Origin of the sequence: Nonomuraea sp. NPDC049649, assembly GCF_040675175.1 — a bacterium.
Lineage (GTDB): Bacteria > Actinomycetota > Actinomycetes > Streptosporangiales > Streptosporangiaceae > Nonomuraea.
Genome location: NZ_JBFAOH010000055.1, coordinates 15,482 through 32,272, shown reverse-complemented (window position 1 = coordinate 32,272; position 16,791 = coordinate 15,482). Strand labels below are relative to the sequence as shown.

The following is a 16,791-nucleotide window of genomic DNA, read 5'->3' as shown; positions in this document are numbered from 1 at the left end:
GCTCGACGGTGTCCCCTACGACCCCGCCAAACACGGCGCCGCAGCAGCGCTCAACGAGTTCGTTGCTGCCTGAGGTTGACACAGGGAGTGTCATGCTGCCACCTCAACGGGAGTGTTCCTGCCGAGCGCCTGGGCGGCCCGCCGTTCCTCGCGCCGCAGCGCGATCCTGCTGGTGATCTCGTTGGCGATGACCACGAGGAGGACGATGGTGCCCTGCATGATCGTGATGACCGAGGGCGGCACGTCGGCGAACTGCAGCGGTCCCTGCGCCCGGTCGAGGAAGCCGAACAGCAGCGCGGCCACCGCGATGCCCGCGGGTTTGTTCCGGCCCAGCAGGGCCACGGCGATGCCGAGGAAGCCCAGGCCGGGGGTGAAGTTGGAGCCGAAGGCGTGCCGGTCGCCGAGGATCTCGGGCAGCCCGATCAGGCCGGCGACCGCGCCGGAGAGGATCATCGCGGAGATGACCATCCGCTTCGGGTCGACGCCCGAGGCGAGCGCGGCCGGCGGGTTCAGGCCGCTGGCCTTGATCTCGAATCCGAACCTGGTCCGCTCCAGCACCAGCCACATTCCGATGCCGAGCAGGACCGCCACGATCAGGAAGCCCCACAGCCCGCTGCCGCGCGGGGCGGGCAGCCCGAACATCTCGATCAGGAAGTTCATGTCGGGAAACCAGCCCGACTCCGGCAGCACGGGCGTGCTCGTGGTGAGCTGGCCCTCCACCCGCTCGCCGGCGAACGGGCCGCGGACGAGGAACGCGGCCAGGTTGATCGCGACGTAGTTCAGCATGATCGTGGAGATGACCTCGTTCACCCCCCGGGTCACCTTCATCACGGCCGGGATCAGCGCGTACAGCCCGCCCACGATCGCCGCCACGATGATGATCACCGCGATCTGGATGGGGGCGGGCGCGACGAACAGCGAGCCGACGTAGGCGGCGCAGATGGCGGCGATCCGGTACTGGCCCTCGACGCCGATATTGAACAGGCCCATCCGGAAGCCGATGGCGACCGCCATGCCGGCGATGAACAGCGGCACCGCCCGGTTGACCATGCTGGCGATGCTGCCCGACACCGCGCGGTCGGTCGCGCCGAAGTCGAAGAACGCGGCGAACGCGGCCGCGGGACTGGCGCCCGCGGCGACGATCGCCACGCTGGAGATGCCGATGGCCACCACGATGGCGACGACGGCGCCTGCGACGGTCAGCAGCGCCCTGAAGAGCCCCGCGGGCATCACGCCTCCTCAGTGCCGGTGATGGCACCGGTCATGTAGCCGCCCAGCCGCTCAGGCGTGACGCCGGACGGGTCGAGCCGGGCGGCGAACCGCCCTCGGTAGATCACGTACAGCGTGTCGGACAGGCCGATCAGCTCGTCGAGGTCCGCCGAGATCAGGAGCACGGCCAGCCCGGCGGCGCGGGCGGTGCGCAGGTGCTCCCAGATGGCGGCCTGCGCGCCCACGTCGACGCCGCGGGTCGGGTGGGCGGCGATGAGGACCTTGGGCTCGCCGCTCATCTCGCGGCCGACGATGAGCTTCTGCTGGTTGCCGCCGGACAGGGCCAGCGCCAGCGTGTCCACGCCCGGCGTGCGGACGTCGTACCACTCGACGATGCGCTGGGTGTCGGCCTTGGACGCGCGCCGGTTGATCCAGAACCCGCGGCGGGCCGGCGGCCTGGTCTGGTGGCCGAGCACGCGGTTCTCCCAGAGCGACGCCTCCAGCAGCAGGCCCTGGCGGTGGCGGTCCTCGGGGATGTAGCCGATGCCGGCCTCGCGGCGGCGCAGCGTGGACCAGGCGGAGATGTCCTCGCCGTCGAGGCTGAGGCCGCCGCGCGCCTCGCGGATGCCCATGATGGCCTCGATGAGCTCGGACTGGCCGTTGCCCTCGACGCCCGCGATGCCGACGATCTCGCCCTTGCGGATCTCGAACGAGACCTCGTCCAGCAGGCGCCGCCCGCCCTCGGCTTCCATGGTCAGGCCGGACACCTGGAGCATGACGGTGTCGGTCACCGTGGACTCGCGGGTCTCGGGGGTGGGCAGTTCGCTGCCGACCATGAGCTCGGCGAGCTGGCGGGCGGTGGTGCCGGCGGGGTCGACGCTGGCCACCGTGGTGCCGCGCCGGATCACGGTGATCGCGTCGGCGATGCTGAGCACCTCGTCGAGCTTGTGCGAGATGAAGATGACGGTGAGGCCCCCGGCCTTGAGCTCGCGCAGGTTCTCGAAGAGCTCGTCGACCTCCTGCGGGACGAGCACGGCGGTCGGCTCGTCGAGGATGAGGATGCGCGCACCCCGGTAGAGGACCTTGAGGATCTCCACCCGCTGGCGGTCGCCGACGCCGAGGTCCTCCACCAGCCGGTCGGGGTCGACCCGGAGCCCGTGGCGCTCGGCCAGCTCGTTGATGCGGCGGCGGGCACCGGCCTTGTCGAGCTTGCCCGCCCGGCTCGGCTCGGCCCCCAGGATGATGTTCTCCAGCACCGTGAAGTTGTCGGCCAGCATGAAGTGCTGGTGGACCATGCCGATGCCGGCGTCGATGGCGTCGCTCGGGGTGCGGAAGGCGACATCCCGGCCGTCGACCTTGATCGTGCCCTCGTCCGGCTTCTGCATGCCGTAGAGGATCTTCATCAGCGTCGACTTGCCGGCACCGTTCTCCCCGACGATCGCGTGCACCGTGCCGGGCTCGACGGTGAGGCAGATGTCATGGTTCGCCACGACACCGGGGAAACGCTTGGTGATGCCCTCCAGCTGGACGGCGGGGGGCACCGCGGCGGCGGTCTCAGCGTTCATCGGCCGCTCATTCGATCTCTCCTAGAGGCAGAAGCAGACCGAAGGGCCCGGTCGCAAAGGCCGGGCCCTCGGTGGATCATTCCTCAGATCACGGCTGGCTGGGGACCGTGATCTTGCCGTCGACGATGTCCTTCTTGGCGGCCTCGATCTGGTCGGCGATGTCGTCGATCTCGCCACCGGTGGTGGCCAGGCCCACGCCGTCCGCCTTCAGGTCGTAGACGATGTCGGTGCCGCCCTTGGCGCCGCCCTGGAACGCCTTGATGAACTCGAAGACGCCGACGTCGACGCGCTTGAGCATCGAGGTCATGATGACCTCCTTGAGCTCGGGCTCCTTGACCGTCTCGCGCTGGTCGGAGTCGACGCCGATGGCCTTCTTGCCGGCCGCCGCGGCGGCCTGGAACACGCCGAGGCCGGAGTCGCCGGCGGCGTGGTAGACGATCTCCGCGCCGTCCTGGAACATCTTCTCGGCCGCGACCTTGCCCTTGTCGGGGGCGCGGAAGCCGGTGAAGTCGCCGTCCGGCGTGAGGTACTTGACGTCGATCCTGGCGTCGCTCTTGACCGACTTCACGCCGGCCTCGAAGCCCGCCTGGAACTTCTTGATCAGCTCGGTCTCGACACCGCCGACGTAGCCGACGTGGCCGCTCTCGGCCTTCAGCGCCGCGGCGACACCCGCCAGGTAGGAGCCCTGCTCCTCGGCGAAGAGGAGGCCGGTCACGTTGGGGGCGTTGGAGGCCGAGTCGACGATCGCGAACTGGATCTCCGGGTACTCCTCGGCGGCCTTCTTGATGTCCTCGCCGTAGGCGAAGCCGACGCCGATGATCGGGTTGTAGCCCGCGTCGGCGAGCTGGGTGAGCAGTTCGCCGCGGTTCGAGCCGTCTCCCGCCGGGCTCAGCTCCTTGATCTCCGCGCCCAGCTCGGCCTGGGCCCTCTCCAGGCCCGCGTAGGCGGCGTCGTTGAACGACTTGTCACCGCGACCACCGATGTCGAACGCCAGGCCGACCTTGAGCGCGCCCTCGGCGGGGGCGCTGCTCTCCGCCGACGAGTCCGTGCCGGCCGTCGTGTCCCCACCGGTGCTGCCGCCGCCGCACGCCGCGGCGGCCATCAGCATGGCTCCGGCCAGCGCGCCGGTCGCAAACCTGCCGAATCGCTTGCTGAGCAAGGCGACTCCTTCCCATCTCCCCGCCGTCAAACTTCATCGCAGGCGCGAAGAAATGCACGGCAACCCTGCACGGAAGATAGTTGGTTGACCTGGTCATACCAAACCAGCACACAGGGTCGCAATCGCTCCGTTATCGACCCCAAGCGCGACTGTGACCTGCGACCCCTCGTACCGCATCGCAGCCTTTGCCCATTTTTTGGCCTCGTCCTCCCGTCTGATGGCATCGATCATGACAAGGCACGCCCGCACCGGCGAACCACCTGGAGTCCTGTGACGCACCCCTGAAAGGCGATCGCCGTGCCCTTGACGGCGGCCCTGGCCCTCACCCTGGCCTCCGCGCCGCCCACCGCCCCGGCGGCATGATCGGCGTCTCGCGTGCTGGCCGAGGGTGGTCTTCGGCAGGTTCTCCTGACATGCGACGGCGGCGGGAGACGCCCGGTCTCCCGCCGCCGTGAAAAGCCGTCAGGCCAGCGCGGAGGTGATCTCGTCGGCCGAGGGCACGCGGGTGCTCTCGAACAGGGCGGTCAGCGCGGTCGTGGCCATGACCCGCACACCCATCGCGATCGCCCGCTCGTCGACGTCGAACGTGCCCTGGTGGATGTCGTAGGTGATGCCGGTCTCCGGGGAGCGGGTGCCTAGCCGGGCGAAGGCGCCGGGGATCGACTCCAGGTACCAAGCGAAGTCCTCGCCGCCGAGCGACTGCGGGGTGGACACCACCGAGCCCTCGCCGAGCGCGCGCTCCGCGGCCTCGCCGAGCATCTGCACGCAGCCCTCGTCGTTGACCACCGGCGGCACGCCGCGGGTGTACTCCATCGAGGCCTCGATCCCGTACGCGCCCGCGACCGACTCCAGCAGCGCCTTGATCAGGTCGGGGGCGGCGTGCCAGGCCTCCTCGTCGAGGCAGCGGACCGTGCCCTCGGCCACGCCGTCGTCGGGGATGGCGTTGGCGGCCGTGCCGGCCTCGACCCGGCCCCAGACGAGGCTGAGCGAGGAGCGCGGGTCGACCCGGCGCGACAGCGCGGCGGGCAGCTCGGTGAGCACCTTGGCCAGCGCGAAGACCAGGTCGGCGGTGAGGTGCGGGCGGGCGGTGTGGCCGCCGGGGCCGGACACCCGGATGACGACCTTGTCGCAGGCCGAGGTGATCGGGCCGCTCTTGAGGCCGAGCTGGCCCACGTCGACGCGGGGGTCGCAGTGGAGGCCGAAGATGCGGTCGACGCCGCTGATGCCGCCCTGGGCCATCACTTCGAGCGCGCCGCCCGGCAGCTCCTCGGCGGGCTGGAAGATCAGCCGCACCCGTCCGGGCAGCAGCCCGGCCGCGGCCTGCTGGGCGAGGAAGAGCGAGGTGCCGAGCAGGATCGTGGTGTGCACGTCGTGGCCGCACGCGTGGCAGGCCCCCGGCACGGTGGAGCGGTAGGCGACGTCCTTCTCGTCCTGGAGGGGCAGCGCGTCGATGTCGGCGCGTAGCGCGATGGTGGGGCCGTCGCCGCTGCCCACGTCGCAGATGATCCCGGTGCCGCGCGGCAGCACCGACGGGTTCAGCCCGGCGGCCACGAGCCGCTCGGCGATCCGCTGCGTCGTGCGGTATTCGGCGAAGGCCAGCTCAGGATGCATGTGCAGGTCGCGGCGGAATGCCACGAGGTCCTGCTCGGTCTCCACCAGGAACGCGTCGAGTTCCCCTCGAAGCTCACGCCCCTGCATCAGTCACCATCCCGTCCCGTGCCATGCGTCGTCCACTGCCCGGATATCGCACGGCCAATAGCGCCGTATACGTCCTTTGTCCACTGTGGCCGGCTGTTCGTTCGGAGCAGCCGTCCGGCCAAACACGATTGCCGCACACCCGGATGTCTCGGGGATCGTCAGCGCGGGGCGCGACTCTCGGTCGCCTGAACTGCTGCAGCCCGGAATCACAGCGATCGGCCGTGGAACCCTGGCGATGCTCCCGACTTTATCGCTCTCGTGGGGCTTCGCGCTGACGACTACACCAAAAGTTGGCCGACGGCATGCCCGTAACCTCGGGCCGTCACGGAGGGTAAGGGGTCACTTAGCCCAAAAATAGTCACAAGGGATCATTAGATCGTGACCCGTGGCCGCCACTTCCAAACGTGGTGTCCGATTCCGAATCGCGTCACCTTCAGCCACGCTCATAACACTACCGCGCTGGCTGCTTTCGGGGGAATTGCGTGTTTCACTCGCTATATGATCACGAACATCCCGTTCGGGGAGAAGTATGCCGGGTTGAGCATCTTCGCACCCACAGAGGGAACTCTGGTGGTCGTGCCCTCGCTCTCCCTCCCCCAGGATGAGCTGCGCCGCATCACCGGCGCGCGATGCTACGAGGAGCGCCTGCTCTTCCTGCTGCTCACGCTCCGCGAGCCCGGCGTCAACGTGATCTACCTGTCGTCCGCGCCGATCGACCCGGCGATCATCGACTACTACTTCCGTTTCCTGCCCGATCCGGAGGAGGCGGCCAAACGGCTGACGCTGATCAGCCTCGACACCCCGGACGCGCAGCCCCTCACCCGGACGCTACTGTCCCGTCCCGACGCCCTGGAACGGCTGCGCGCGGCCATCGACGGCGACGCCTGGGTGGTCCCCTTCGTGCTCAGCGAGCTGGAGGAGGAACTCGCCTCGTTACTCTCCGTGCCCCTCTACGGCCCGGCCACGTCCCTGGCCTACTACGGCTCCAAGAGCGGCTCCCGCGAGATCGGCGCCGAAGCCGGCGTGCCCATGCCGCGCGGCTTCCGTGACCTCTACACGCTCGCCGACATCGAGGACGCCCTCGAGTCGCTGCCGGGCGACCGGCTCATCGTCAAGCTGAACGACGCCTACTCCGGCCTCGGCAACGCGATCGTGCCCCGGGGCGACCTGCGGGCCACCAGCTTCGCGGCCGCGGGCGAGACCTGGACCACCTTCGCCGAGAAGGTACGCGAGCGCGGCGCGGTCGTCGAGGAGTTCATCGAGCACGAGCCGCTCTACTGCCCGAGCGCGCTGGCCAGCATCTCCCCCGGCGGCGCCTACGAGGTGGTCGCCACCCACGACCAGGTGCTCGGCGGCCCGAACAACCACGTCTACCAGGGCTGCACGTTCCCGGCCGCGTCCGAGTACCGGGACGAGGTCGGCGACTCCGCCGGGCGCATCGCCGCCGCGCTGGCCGCCAAGGGCGTGATCGGCCTGTTCGGCATGGATTTCTTCACCATGAAGACCGACGCCGGCTACGCGGCGCTGCTCTGCGAGATCAACCTGCGCATCGGCGGCACGACCCACCCGTACGGGGCCGCGCTGCTGACGACCGGCGCCACCTACGACCCCGCCACCGGCCTGCTGATGGCCGACGGCCGGGCCAAGTACTACACCGCGACCGACAACTGCTCGGCCGACTGCCTGCGCGGGCGCACCCCCGAGCAGGTGCTGCGCCGGGCCGACCGGCTCGGCCTCGGCTTCGACCACGACCGCCGCACCGGCAACGTCTTCCACCTGCTCGGCGCCATCCCCGAGCACGGCAAGCTCGGCTTCACCTCCATCGCCGACTCCCGCGAAGAGGCGGACGAACTGCACCGCGAGACCCGCCGCGCCCTCTGCGGCTAACTTCCCTGACGCGACCGCGTACGAAGGCCCCGCCAGCCGATCACGCCCAGCACGATCCCCAGCACGACGTTGACCACGATGAGCACGCCGTGCACCACGTAGAAGCTGGTCTCGTGGCCGTCTCTGAGGTTGAATCCCAGGTTGATCCACTCGATCACCATGAACGCGCCGAGCGCGACGAGGAATCCAGCGATCTTTCGTGACATGACCATCTCTCTAGCGTCTGCAGCGGATCTTCAGGGGATGTGTCGGCACATGGGCCACAACACGAAGCTACGCTGAGTCCGCGATGTGGATGAAACTGGTGCCAATTACGGCAATCTTCACGGCGGTGACGTTCGTCGGGGCGGCACAGGCATCCCCGACTCCCCCGCCGGTCGGCGGTGACCTGCTGGGCAGCCGCGGCCTCGTCAAGCCGAGCGGGTTCAAGGCACCCCCGAAAACCAAGGCGACCTCGTACGTGATCGCCGACTACGAGACCGGCCAGGTGCTCGCGGCGAAGGACCCGCACGGCCGCTACCGCCCGGCGAGCACGCTCAAGATGCTCACCGCGGCCACGCTCATCCCCAAGCTCGACAAGAAGCTCAAGGTCAAGCCGAGCCGGGAGGCCGTCAACCAGGAGGGTAGCGCGGTCGGCCTGCAGACCAGGAAGATCTACACGGTCGAGGACCTGTTCAGGGCCCTGATGATGTCGTCCGGCAACGACGCGGCCATGGCACTGGCCGAGGCGAACGGCGGCCTCGACAAGACCATGGCCGACATGAACGCCGAGGCCAAGCGGCTCCAGGCGAACGACACCGTCGCCAAGACGCCCAGCGGCCTGGACAAGCCCGGCCAGGCCAGCTCCGCCTACGACCTGGCCCTCATCGCCCGGGCGGGCCTGTCCAACGCCGACTTCCGCCGTTACGTGAGCACCAAGACGGCCAAGTTCCCCGCGCCGAAGAAGTGGTACGAGATCAGCAACCACAACAAGCTGCTCTGGCGCTACGAAGGCATGATCGGCATCAAGAACGGCTGGACGTCGAAGGCCCAGAGCACGTTCGTCGGCGCCGCCACCCGCGACGGCCACACGATCATCGTGTCCATCATGAAGCACAAGGGCTACTTCTGGGACGAGGTGGCGGACCTGCTCGACTGGGGCTTCGCCGCCCGGGGCAAGACGACGCCCGTCGGGCAGCTCGTCGACCCGCTGCCCGACGAGCCGCCCCAGCAGCAGGCCGCGCCCGTCCCCACACCCGACACCACCCCGTCGCCCAGCCGGCAGCCGATGATCGACGCGGCGGCCTCCGAGCAGACCGACAACACGCGCGCGATGGGCTCCATCGTGATCGGCAGCGGGCTGCTGTTCGGGCTGGCCTGGCTCGGATACGGCATCCACCGCAGGCGCCGCCGGTCATAACGCGCCCGCCGGCCTCCCCGTCGACGGCAGCGGCGAGGGCGAGGGCGGCGGCGCGCCCCCGGCCGTGGCGGTCCACGCGGCCACATACAGGACGAGCCGGGTGGAGAAGTTGATCCACAGCAGCAGTCCGACCATGACCGCGAACGCGCCGTAGATCGGGTTCTGCAGCGTCGAGGCGAGCAGCAGCGAGGCGACCTGCTTCAGCACCCCGAACCCGACCGCGCCGAGCAGCGCGCCCTTGGCCAGCACCTGGAACGGCTGATCCGGCCTGGCCACCCAGCCCAGCGCGATCATGAACAGCACCCAGTCGGCGGCGAGGCTGCCCACCACGCCCACCAGCCCGGTCAGCGCGGTCACCCCCGCCGAACTGTCACCGAACAGGAAATGCGCCACCGCCGCCGTCGCCGTCGTCGCCAGCCCGCCCACCAGCACCGACACGATCAGCGTCACCCCCAGCAGGAGCAGCGAGACCAGGTCGCGCAACTTCCCCAGCAGGAACGAGGGCGGCGGCGACACGATCATGCAGATCTCCCGCAGCGCCCCGCGCAGCGCGTCCACCGCCCCCAGCCCCGCATACAGCAGGCCCAGCAGACCGATCAGGCCCGCGGTCGCCTTCGCCCCCTTGATAGTCTCCAGGTCCAGCTGCCCCGCCAGCCCGGGCAGCCGCTCCACGATCGCCGCCTCCAGCGCCCCCGCCACCTCCGCGCTGACCGTCACCACATACCCCAGCAGCGCGAACGCCAGCGCGATCAGCGGGAAGAAGGACAGGAACGCGAAGTACGTCACCCCGCCCGCCAGCCGGTCCCCGGACTGCGCCTGATAGCGCCGGACGGTCTTGATCAGGTGATCGACGGACGGCCGGCGCACCCGCCACGCCTCCACCAGCCGCCTGGCCCGGTCCTTCATCGACCGGATCCGCCCGGTCAGGCTCGCCCTCACGCCCCTGACCTGCCCGGGCCGAGCCGTGTGTACCCCTCGGCTTCCGCATCCGGCCTGGCTCGCACGTACACCCATCTGACGTCGCCCGGCGCCTACGCCCGCCTGTGGTTTCCCGGCGCGCACGCTCACCTTGAGAGTTACCTGGCGCGCACCCTCACCTGGGGTTGGCCGGTGCGTACCGGACCGCCAGGCGGGCGAGCGCCACGGCGGCGAGGAGGAGGCCGAAGTCGCGCAGCGCGACGTCGAAGTAGCCGGGGACGGTCAGCAGGTTGAGGATGATCCCCGCCAGCCAGACGGCCACGAGCAGGCCGCCGAACCGCGGCGCCACCGCGACGACGACCCCGGCCAGGATCTCGACGACGCCCACGGCGTACATGGCCTGCTGGGCGGTTCCGGGGACGATGCCGTCGATCCAGGGGGCGAGGTAGGTCGGCCAGTCCACGAGCAGGTTCGTGAACTTGTCGAGCCCGAACAGGATCGGGGCGACGGTGAAGGCGGTGCGCAGGACGAGGAACGCCTGGTAGCCGGGGTCGGTCAGGGTCGCGCTGTCCTTGGAGGCGACTGAGCCCATGATGATCTCCTTCTAAAAATGGCTTGCGTTAGCATTAGAACGCTGCAGTTTTCTTTCGTCAAGCATGATTGGTTTTAGAATTCATGAGCGAGCCCCTGGAGACACGCGTCTCCGCCGTCGCGGCGCTCGACGAGCCCACCCGGCGCCGGCTCTACGACCACGTCGTCCGCCAGTCCCAACCGGTGAGCCGGGACGAAGCCGCCGAGGCGCTCCAGCTCCCGCGGACCACCGCGGCCTTCCACCTCGACCGGCTCGCCGACGCGGGCCTGCTCGACGTCGTCTACGAACGCCGCACCGGCCGCTCGGGCCCCGGCGCCGGCCGGCCCTCCAAGCTGTATCGCCGGTCGACGCGCCAGCTCACCGTCTCCGTCCCCGAGCGCCGCTACGACCTCGCCGGACGCCTCCTCGCCGCCACCCTGGAAGAGGCCGGACGCTCCGGGGAGCCGCCTCAGGAGGTGCTGGTGCGGCGCGCGTACGAAGTCGGCAGGGAGTTCGGCTCGGCGGCGCGCCCGGACGGCGACCAGACCGGCCAGGACGCGGTCCTGCGTCTTCTGGAGGAGTACGGGTTCGAGCCGCGCGTCGAAGACGGCGAGGTGCTCCTCGGCAACTGTCCCTTCCACGCCCTCGCCCAGGACTTCACCGAACTGGTCTGCGGCATGAACCTGCACCTGCTCGACGGCGTCCTCGACGGCCTCTCGGCCACCGGGTATCGCGCCCGCCTCGCCCCGGGACCCGACCACTGCTGCGTCCGCCTCGAACCCACGGGGACGGAAGGCCGCCCGTGACCAGCGGCCACATCACCACGAACCAGCCGATGGTCGTTGACGGGGGTTGATCTTCGGCAGGTTCAAAGGGTGATCTTCGGCAGATTTGAAGGCAACCCTTCGGCAGATTTGAAGTCTGAGGACTCTGTGCGCATGCGAGAAGGACTCGACTACCTGCCTTGACGTGCGGATTTGCTCGGGAACTGTTCGTACGGGGAGGGCCGCGACGCGACTGACTACGAAGCGCTTTCGACGCCGAGGGATGGCCTCCTACAGGAGCCGGTGCTCCTTCGCCCAGCGGGGAAGCTCGATGCCCGTGCAGGGAAGGCGCATGCCGTCGCGCAGCCTGGGATCTCGTGGAAGGTTTCTGCGGCTGCTAGGGCTGGTCGGTGGAGACGTTCGCTACGCGGTGGAGGGCGTCGAGATGCGCTGTCATCGCCTCGCGTCCCGCTTCGGTGGCGACCAGCCAGGTGCGCGGACGCTTTCCGACGTGACCCTTGTGGAAAGTGCGCGTGGTGGTTGCCGACGGGGGGTTTCTCGGTGGGGGTCCGGCGTGTTCGTCTCTCGGCGTCTGTAGGACATTTGCGTGGCGCTCCGGTCAAGGACGTGGGAGACGCCTGAGCTGTCAGGCGCGAAGCGCCGGGCTTTTCGCGCCGCAGGCGCGCTCAGAGACACAGTCTGAGCCGGGGGTCGCGGAGCGACTGAGGGCGAAGTCCATTGCGCCGAAGGCGGGTTCTGGACAGCGAAGCTGCTGCCGCGCCGCAGGCGCGTTCCAGGAAGAACAGCCTGAGCCGCAGGGGCGCGTAGCGGCTGACGGCGAAGCCCTTTGCGCCGAAGGCGTGGCTGGTACGTCGCGGAGCGACTGGCCGCGAAGCCCGTTGCGCGGTAGGCGCCCCCGGGAGGGCGCCTGAGGCTTCGGTGCCGCAAAGCGGCTGGGAGGCGGAGTCCTTGGGTTTGGGGCTCGCCTGAGGGCTAGTGGGCGGGGAGGAAGCCGACCCGGTCGCGGACTTCGGCCATGGTGCGCTGGGCGACGGCGCGGGCCCGCTCGGCGCCCACGGCCAGCATCCGGTCCAGCTCCGCCTCGTTGGCGAGCAGCTTCTCGGTGCGTTCGCGGATGGGGGTGAAGGTTTCGATGACCGCTTCGGCGACGTCCTTCTTGAAGGTCCCGTACCCCTGGCCCTCGTAGCGGGCCACCAGGTCGGGGATGGGCGTGCCGGTCAGCGCGGACTGGATGCGCAGCAGGTTGGAGATGCCGGCCTTGTTCTCCTCGTCGAAGCGGATCTCCGTCTCGGTGTCGGTGACGGCGCGCATGATCTTCTTGCGCAGCGGCCCGGGCTGTTCGAGGACGTCGAGGATGCCGCCGGGGCTGGAGGAGGACTTGGACATCTTCGCGGTCGGGTCCTGGAGGTCGGTGATCTTCTCGACCTCTTTCAGGATGTACGGCTCGGGGATGGTGAAGGTGTCGCCGAAGCGGTGGTTGAACCGCTGCCCGAGGTCGCGGGTGAGCTCCAGGTGCTGCTTCTGGTCGGCGCCGACGGGGACGCTGTTGGCCTGGTAGAGCAGGATGTCGGCGGCCTGGAGGATCGGGTAGGTGAACAGGCCGACGCTGGCGGCGCTCTCCCCGAACCTGGCGGACTTGTCCTTGAACTGGGTCATCCGCCCGGCCTCGCCCATGCCGGTGAGGCAGGTGAGGACCCAGGCCAGCTCGGTGTGCTCACGGACGTGGGACTGCACGAACACGGTGGAGCGCTCCGGGTCGAGCCCCGCGGCGAAGAGCTGGGCGGCGGCGACGCGGCTGCGGCGGCGCAGCGCGGCGGGCTCGGTGGGCACGGTGATCGCGTGCAGGTCCACCACGCAGTAGAAGGCGTCGTGGGTCTCCTGCAACGTGACCCACTGGCGAACCGCACCCAGGTAGTTGCCCAGGTGGAAGGAGTCCGCGGTGGGCTGGATGCCGGAGAGAACACGAGGTCTGGCCATAGCCACCAATTGTGTCAGGTCTCGGCTTCTGGCGGCGACTCGATCACGGGGAGTCGTTTCACGCGGACTCGGGCGATGCGGCGGCCGTCGAGTTCGGTGACGGTGAGTTCGAAGCCGTGGACTTCGACGGCGTCGCCGATGTCGGGGACGTGTCCGAGCATGGCCATGACGAAGCCGGCCAGTGTCTCGTAGGGGCCGTCGGGCAGGCGGATGCCGGTTTCGTCGGCGAAGTCGTTGAGGTTGGTGAGCCCGTCGATCTCTCTGATGCCGGCGGGCAGGATGACGGACTCGTCCTCGACGTCGTACTCGTCCCTGATGTCACCGATGAGCTCTTCAACCAAATCCTCCATGGTGACGATGCCGGCGGTGCCCCCGTACTCGTCGATGACGATGCACATGTGCTGTCCTTCGTCGCGCATCTCGGAGAGCGTGGTGAGCAGCCGTTTGGAGGCGGGCACGAACTTGGCGGGCCGGATGGGCACGAGTTCGCTGAGCGGTTCGGTGCGGCCGGTGAGCACGGGGTCGAGCAGGTCTCTGACGTGCACGAAGCCGATGACCTCGTCGTAGGTCTCGCGGTAGACGGGGAAGCGCGAGTGCGGCAGCGCGGCGGCCAGCACGGCCGCCTCGGCGAGCGGCGTGTCGGCCTCCATGAACTCGACCTCGGTGCGCGGCAGCATGACCTCGCGGAGCTGGCGTTTGCCGGCGGCGAAGACTTCGGCGATGAGGTTGCGCTCGTCGGTGGTGAGCTCGGCGTGGCCGACGACCATGTCGCGCAGTTCTTCGGTGGTGACCTCTTCCCGGTCGGCTTTGGGGTTGCCGCCGAGCAGCCGGACGACGAGGTCGGTGGATTTGGACAGCGCCCAGATGACCGGGCGCGACAGCATGGCGAGCCGGTCGAGGAACGGGGCGACGACCAGCGACAGGCCTTCGGCCCGCTGGAGGGCGAGGCGTTTGGGGGCGAGCTCGCCGAGCACGAGGGAGACGTACGAGATGGCGAGGGTGACCAGCACCAGCGCGAGCACGGAGGCGAGGCCCTCGGGCACGCCCCGGCGTTCGAGCACGGGTGAGAGCTGCACGCTGAGCCGGTCGGCACCGAACGCGGCCGAGAGCATGGTGGCGACCGTGACCCCGATCTGCACGGCGGACAGGAAGCGGTTGGGGTCGCGGGCGAGCTTGGCGACGCGTTCGCCGCGGCGGCCCTGCTGGGCCAGTTTGCGCACCTGGCTCTCACGCAGCGAGACCATGGCTATCTCGGCGGCGGCGAAGAAGCCGCCGACCAGGATGAACAGCAGGACCACGGCGATGTTGGCCGCGATGGTGTCAAACATGGTGGTTGGCAGCGTATACGGGCCTCTTCCCGCGTATGCTGAACAGCAAGCCGTACAAAATCAAACATATCCGAACGGGAGTCAACATGAGGCTGCTGGTCACCGGCGGCGCGGGGTACGTCGGCAGCGTCGTAGCGGCGCAGCTCGTGGAGGCGGGCCACGACGTCGTCGTGCTGGACGACCTGTCCACCGGCCACGCGGACGCGGTGCCCGACGGCGCGTCGTTCGTGAAGGCGTCGATCGCCGACGCCGGGCCGGCGCTCGACGGGGTCGACGCGGTGCTGCACTTCGCGGCCAAGTCGCTGGTCGGCGAGTCGGTGGAGAAGCCGGGGCTCTACTGGGCGAACAACCTCGGCGGCACCCTGGCCCTGCTGGAGGCGATGCACGAGCGCGGCGTGCGCAAGATCGTGTTCTCCTCGACGGCGGCCACGTACGGCGAGCCGGAGCGGTCACCGATCCGGGAGGGCGACCCCACGCGCCCGACCAACCCGTACGGCGCCACCAAGCTCGCCGTGGACGCCGCGCTGACGGCCTTCGCCGGGCTGCGCGGCCTGGGCGCGGTGAGCCTGCGCTACTTCAACGTGGCCGGCGCCTACGGCCGCTACCGCGAGCGGCACACGGTCGAGACCCACCTCATCCCGAACGTGCTCAAGGTGGCCACCGGCGAGCGCGAGGCGGTCAGCGTGTTCGGCACCGACTACCCGACGCCCGACGGCAGCTGCGTGCGCGACTACATCCACGTCGCCGACCTGGCCAGGGCCCACCTGCTGGCGCTGGAGGCGTGCCGGGAGGGCGAGCACCGGATCTACAACCTCGGCAACGGCACCGGCTTCTCGGTGCGGGAGGTGATCGACGTCTGCCGGGAGGTCACCGGCCACGAGATCCCCGCTGTCGTCGGCCCGCGCCGCCCCGGCGACCCGGCCGTCCTGGTGGCCTCGTCGGAGCTGATCCAGCGCGAGCTGGGCTGGCAGCCGGAGCGGACGGAGCTGCGGGACATCGTCAAGGACGCCTGGGAGGCGCTTTCCGGCGTTTGACCCATACCGACGCCGAATATGTGCTGTGATACCTAAATGTGAGGAGCTTTTCACCAAGGGTGACGAAGGTGCTCTTCGGCGTCGTCGTCATGATGGGCTGCGGGATGGCCGCCGCCGGGGTGGTGTTCGCCACCCCGGAACCCCCGCCGGCCGCTCCCGCCGACCCTTGTCCCGCTTCTACCGACAAATGACGAGGCGCGCGCCCTGCACGGACGCGCGCCTCTTGGTTCGTACGAGCTCGTACGGATCAGATCAGGCCCAGAGCCTCGACCGCTTCCCGCTCCTCCGCCAGCTCCCGCACCGAGGCGTCGATGCGCTCACGGGAGAACGGGTCGATCTCCAGCCCCTGGATGATCTCGAACTTGCCGTCGACCGCGCGCACCGGGAACGACGACACCAGGCCCTCCGGCACCCCGTAGGAGCCGTCGGAGACGACCGCGGCCGACGTCCACTCGGTGCCGTTGACCCAGTCGTAGACGTGGTCGATCGCGGCGTTGGCGGCCGAGGCCGCCGAGGAGGCGCCGCGGGCCTCGATGATGGCGGCGCCGCGCTTGGCGACCGTCGGGATGAACGTGTCGCGCAGCCACTCCTGGTCGACCAGTTCGGCGGCGATCTTGCCGCCCACCTCGGTGTGGAACAGGTCGGGGTACTGGGTGGCGGAGTGGTTGCCCCAGATCGTCATGTTCTTGATCTCGGTCACCGGCACCTGGAGCTTGGCCGCCAGCTGGGAGATCGCGCGGTTGTGGTCGAGGCGGGTCATCGCGGTGAACCGCTCGGCCGGCACGTCGGGGGCGTGGCGCTGCGCGATGAGCGCGTTGGTGTTGGCCGGGTTGCCCACGACCAGCACCTTGATGTCGTCGGCCGCGTGGTCGTTGATGGCCTTGCCCTGCGGTCCGAAGATGCCGCCGTTGGCGCCCAGCAGGTCGCCGCGCTCCATGCCGACCTTCCGCGGCATGGCGCCGACCAGGAGGGCGACGTTGGCGCCGTCGAACGCGACGTTCGGGTCGTCGCTGATCTCGATGCCGGACAGCAGCGGGAAGGCGCAGTCGTCGAGCTCCATCGCGGTGCCCTCGGCGGCCTTGACCGCCTGGGGGATCTCCAGCAGGCTCAGCTTCACCGGGACGTCCGGCCCCAGCAGCTGGCCCGACGCGATGCGGAACAGCAGCGCGTAGCCGATCTGTCCGGCAGCGCCGGTGACGGTCACCTTGACGGGCGTGGCCATGGCCTTTCCCCTCACTCACAAGCTGGTTCGCTGACTTTC

The 16,791-nt window shown here is 69.5% G+C and carries 15 protein-coding genes; 5 read left to right on the top strand and 10 right to left on the bottom strand.

Going from position 1 to position 16,791, the window contains the following annotated elements; genetic code table 11:
• Positions 1-90 precede the first annotated feature (90 nt).
• The 4 genes from AB0J42_RS35050 to AB0J42_RS35035 form a co-directional block, all read right to left on the bottom strand.
• On the bottom strand, positions 91-1,230 hold the full coding sequence (locus tag AB0J42_RS35050; RefSeq protein ID WP_364302313.1) for an ABC transporter permease: 1,140 nt from the start codon (positions 1,228-1,230) through the stop codon (positions 91-93).
• The gene (locus AB0J42_RS35045; protein WP_364302311.1) at positions 1,230-2,774 is read right to left on the bottom strand and encodes an ABC transporter ATP-binding protein; all 1,545 of its coding nucleotides are present in this window, start codon (positions 2,772-2,774) and stop codon (positions 1,230-1,232) included. The genes AB0J42_RS35050 and AB0J42_RS35045 overlap by 1 nt, the downstream gene beginning before the upstream one ends.
• A gap of 88 nt (positions 2,775-2,862) precedes the next feature.
• Positions 2,863-3,933, bottom strand: coding sequence for a BMP family ABC transporter substrate-binding protein (locus AB0J42_RS35040; RefSeq protein ID WP_364302309.1), 1,071 nt, complete (start codon positions 3,931-3,933; stop codon positions 2,863-2,865).
• A 462-nt stretch (positions 3,934-4,395) separates the two neighbouring features.
• Positions 4,396-5,631 carry a M20 family metallopeptidase gene (locus AB0J42_RS35035; protein WP_364302307.1) on the bottom strand — a complete coding sequence of 412 codons (1,236 nt, stop codon included), beginning with the start codon at positions 5,629-5,631 and terminating at the stop codon, positions 4,396-4,398.
• A gap of 498 nt (positions 5,632-6,129) precedes the next feature.
• Here AB0J42_RS35035 and AB0J42_RS35030 point away from each other — a divergent pair, with 498 nt between their 5' ends.
• Positions 6,130-7,518, top strand: a complete 1,389-nt coding sequence (locus AB0J42_RS35030) for a peptide ligase PGM1-related protein (protein WP_364302305.1) — start codon at positions 6,130-6,132, stop codon at positions 7,516-7,518.
• On the opposite strand, the gene AB0J42_RS35025 is transcribed toward AB0J42_RS35030, so the two are convergent.
• Positions 7,515-7,724: a hypothetical protein gene (locus tag AB0J42_RS35025; protein ID WP_364302303.1), complete on the bottom strand. Its 210-nt coding sequence runs from the start codon at positions 7,722-7,724 to the stop codon at positions 7,515-7,517. The two genes, AB0J42_RS35030 and AB0J42_RS35025, sit on opposite strands and share 4 nt — an antisense overlap.
• Positions 7,725-7,813: 89 nt before the next feature.
• Here AB0J42_RS35025 and AB0J42_RS35020 point away from each other — a divergent pair, with 89 nt between their 5' ends.
• The gene (locus AB0J42_RS35020; RefSeq protein ID WP_364302301.1) at positions 7,814-8,917 is read left to right on the top strand and encodes a D-alanyl-D-alanine carboxypeptidase; all 1,104 of its coding nucleotides are present in this window, start codon (positions 7,814-7,816) and stop codon (positions 8,915-8,917) included.
• Here AB0J42_RS35020 and AB0J42_RS35015 read toward each other — a convergent pair.
• On the bottom strand, positions 8,912-9,856 hold the full coding sequence (locus tag AB0J42_RS35015) for a YihY/virulence factor BrkB family protein (protein ID WP_364302299.1): 945 nt from the start codon (positions 9,854-9,856) through the stop codon (positions 8,912-8,914). The two genes, AB0J42_RS35020 and AB0J42_RS35015, sit on opposite strands and share 6 nt — an antisense overlap.
• A gap of 154 nt (positions 9,857-10,010) precedes the next feature.
• Entirely contained in the window at positions 10,011-10,427 is a 417-nt protein-coding gene (locus tag AB0J42_RS35010; protein ID WP_364302297.1) for a hypothetical protein, read from the bottom strand.
• An 83-nt stretch (positions 10,428-10,510) separates the two neighbouring features.
• Here AB0J42_RS35010 and AB0J42_RS35005 point away from each other — a divergent pair, with 83 nt between their 5' ends.
• Positions 10,511-11,212 (top strand): helix-turn-helix domain-containing protein, encoded by a 702-nt coding sequence (locus AB0J42_RS35005; RefSeq protein WP_364302295.1) that lies wholly within the window; start codon positions 10,511-10,513, stop codon positions 11,210-11,212.
• 951 nt (positions 11,213-12,163) lie between these two features.
• Here the strand turns inward: AB0J42_RS35005 and trpS are convergent.
• Positions 12,164-13,168, bottom strand: a complete 1,005-nt coding sequence (gene trpS, locus AB0J42_RS35000; protein WP_364302293.1) for a tryptophan--tRNA ligase — start codon at positions 13,166-13,168, stop codon at positions 12,164-12,166.
• Between the two features lie 14 nt (positions 13,169-13,182).
• Positions 13,183-14,496 (bottom strand): hemolysin family protein, encoded by a 1,314-nt coding sequence (locus AB0J42_RS34995; protein ID WP_364302290.1) that lies wholly within the window; start codon positions 14,494-14,496, stop codon positions 13,183-13,185.
• A gap of 86 nt (positions 14,497-14,582) precedes the next feature.
• On the opposite strand from AB0J42_RS34995, the gene galE reads away from it, so the two are divergent.
• Together galE and AB0J42_RS34985 are read left to right on the top strand one after the other, a co-directional pair.
• Positions 14,583-15,530 carry a UDP-glucose 4-epimerase GalE gene (galE, locus tag AB0J42_RS34990; protein ID WP_364302288.1) on the top strand — a complete coding sequence of 316 codons (948 nt, stop codon included), beginning with the start codon at positions 14,583-14,585 and terminating at the stop codon, positions 15,528-15,530.
• A gap of 59 nt (positions 15,531-15,589) precedes the next feature.
• Complete coding sequence (locus AB0J42_RS34985) at positions 15,590-15,721, top strand: hypothetical protein (protein ID WP_364302286.1); 132 nt, start codon at positions 15,590-15,592, stop codon at positions 15,719-15,721.
• A 56-nt stretch (positions 15,722-15,777) separates the two neighbouring features.
• On the opposite strand, the gene AB0J42_RS34980 is transcribed toward AB0J42_RS34985, so the two are convergent.
• On the bottom strand, positions 15,778-16,752 hold the full coding sequence (locus AB0J42_RS34980; protein ID WP_364302284.1) for a malate dehydrogenase: 975 nt from the start codon (positions 16,750-16,752) through the stop codon (positions 15,778-15,780).
• Positions 16,753-16,791 lie beyond the last annotated feature (39 nt).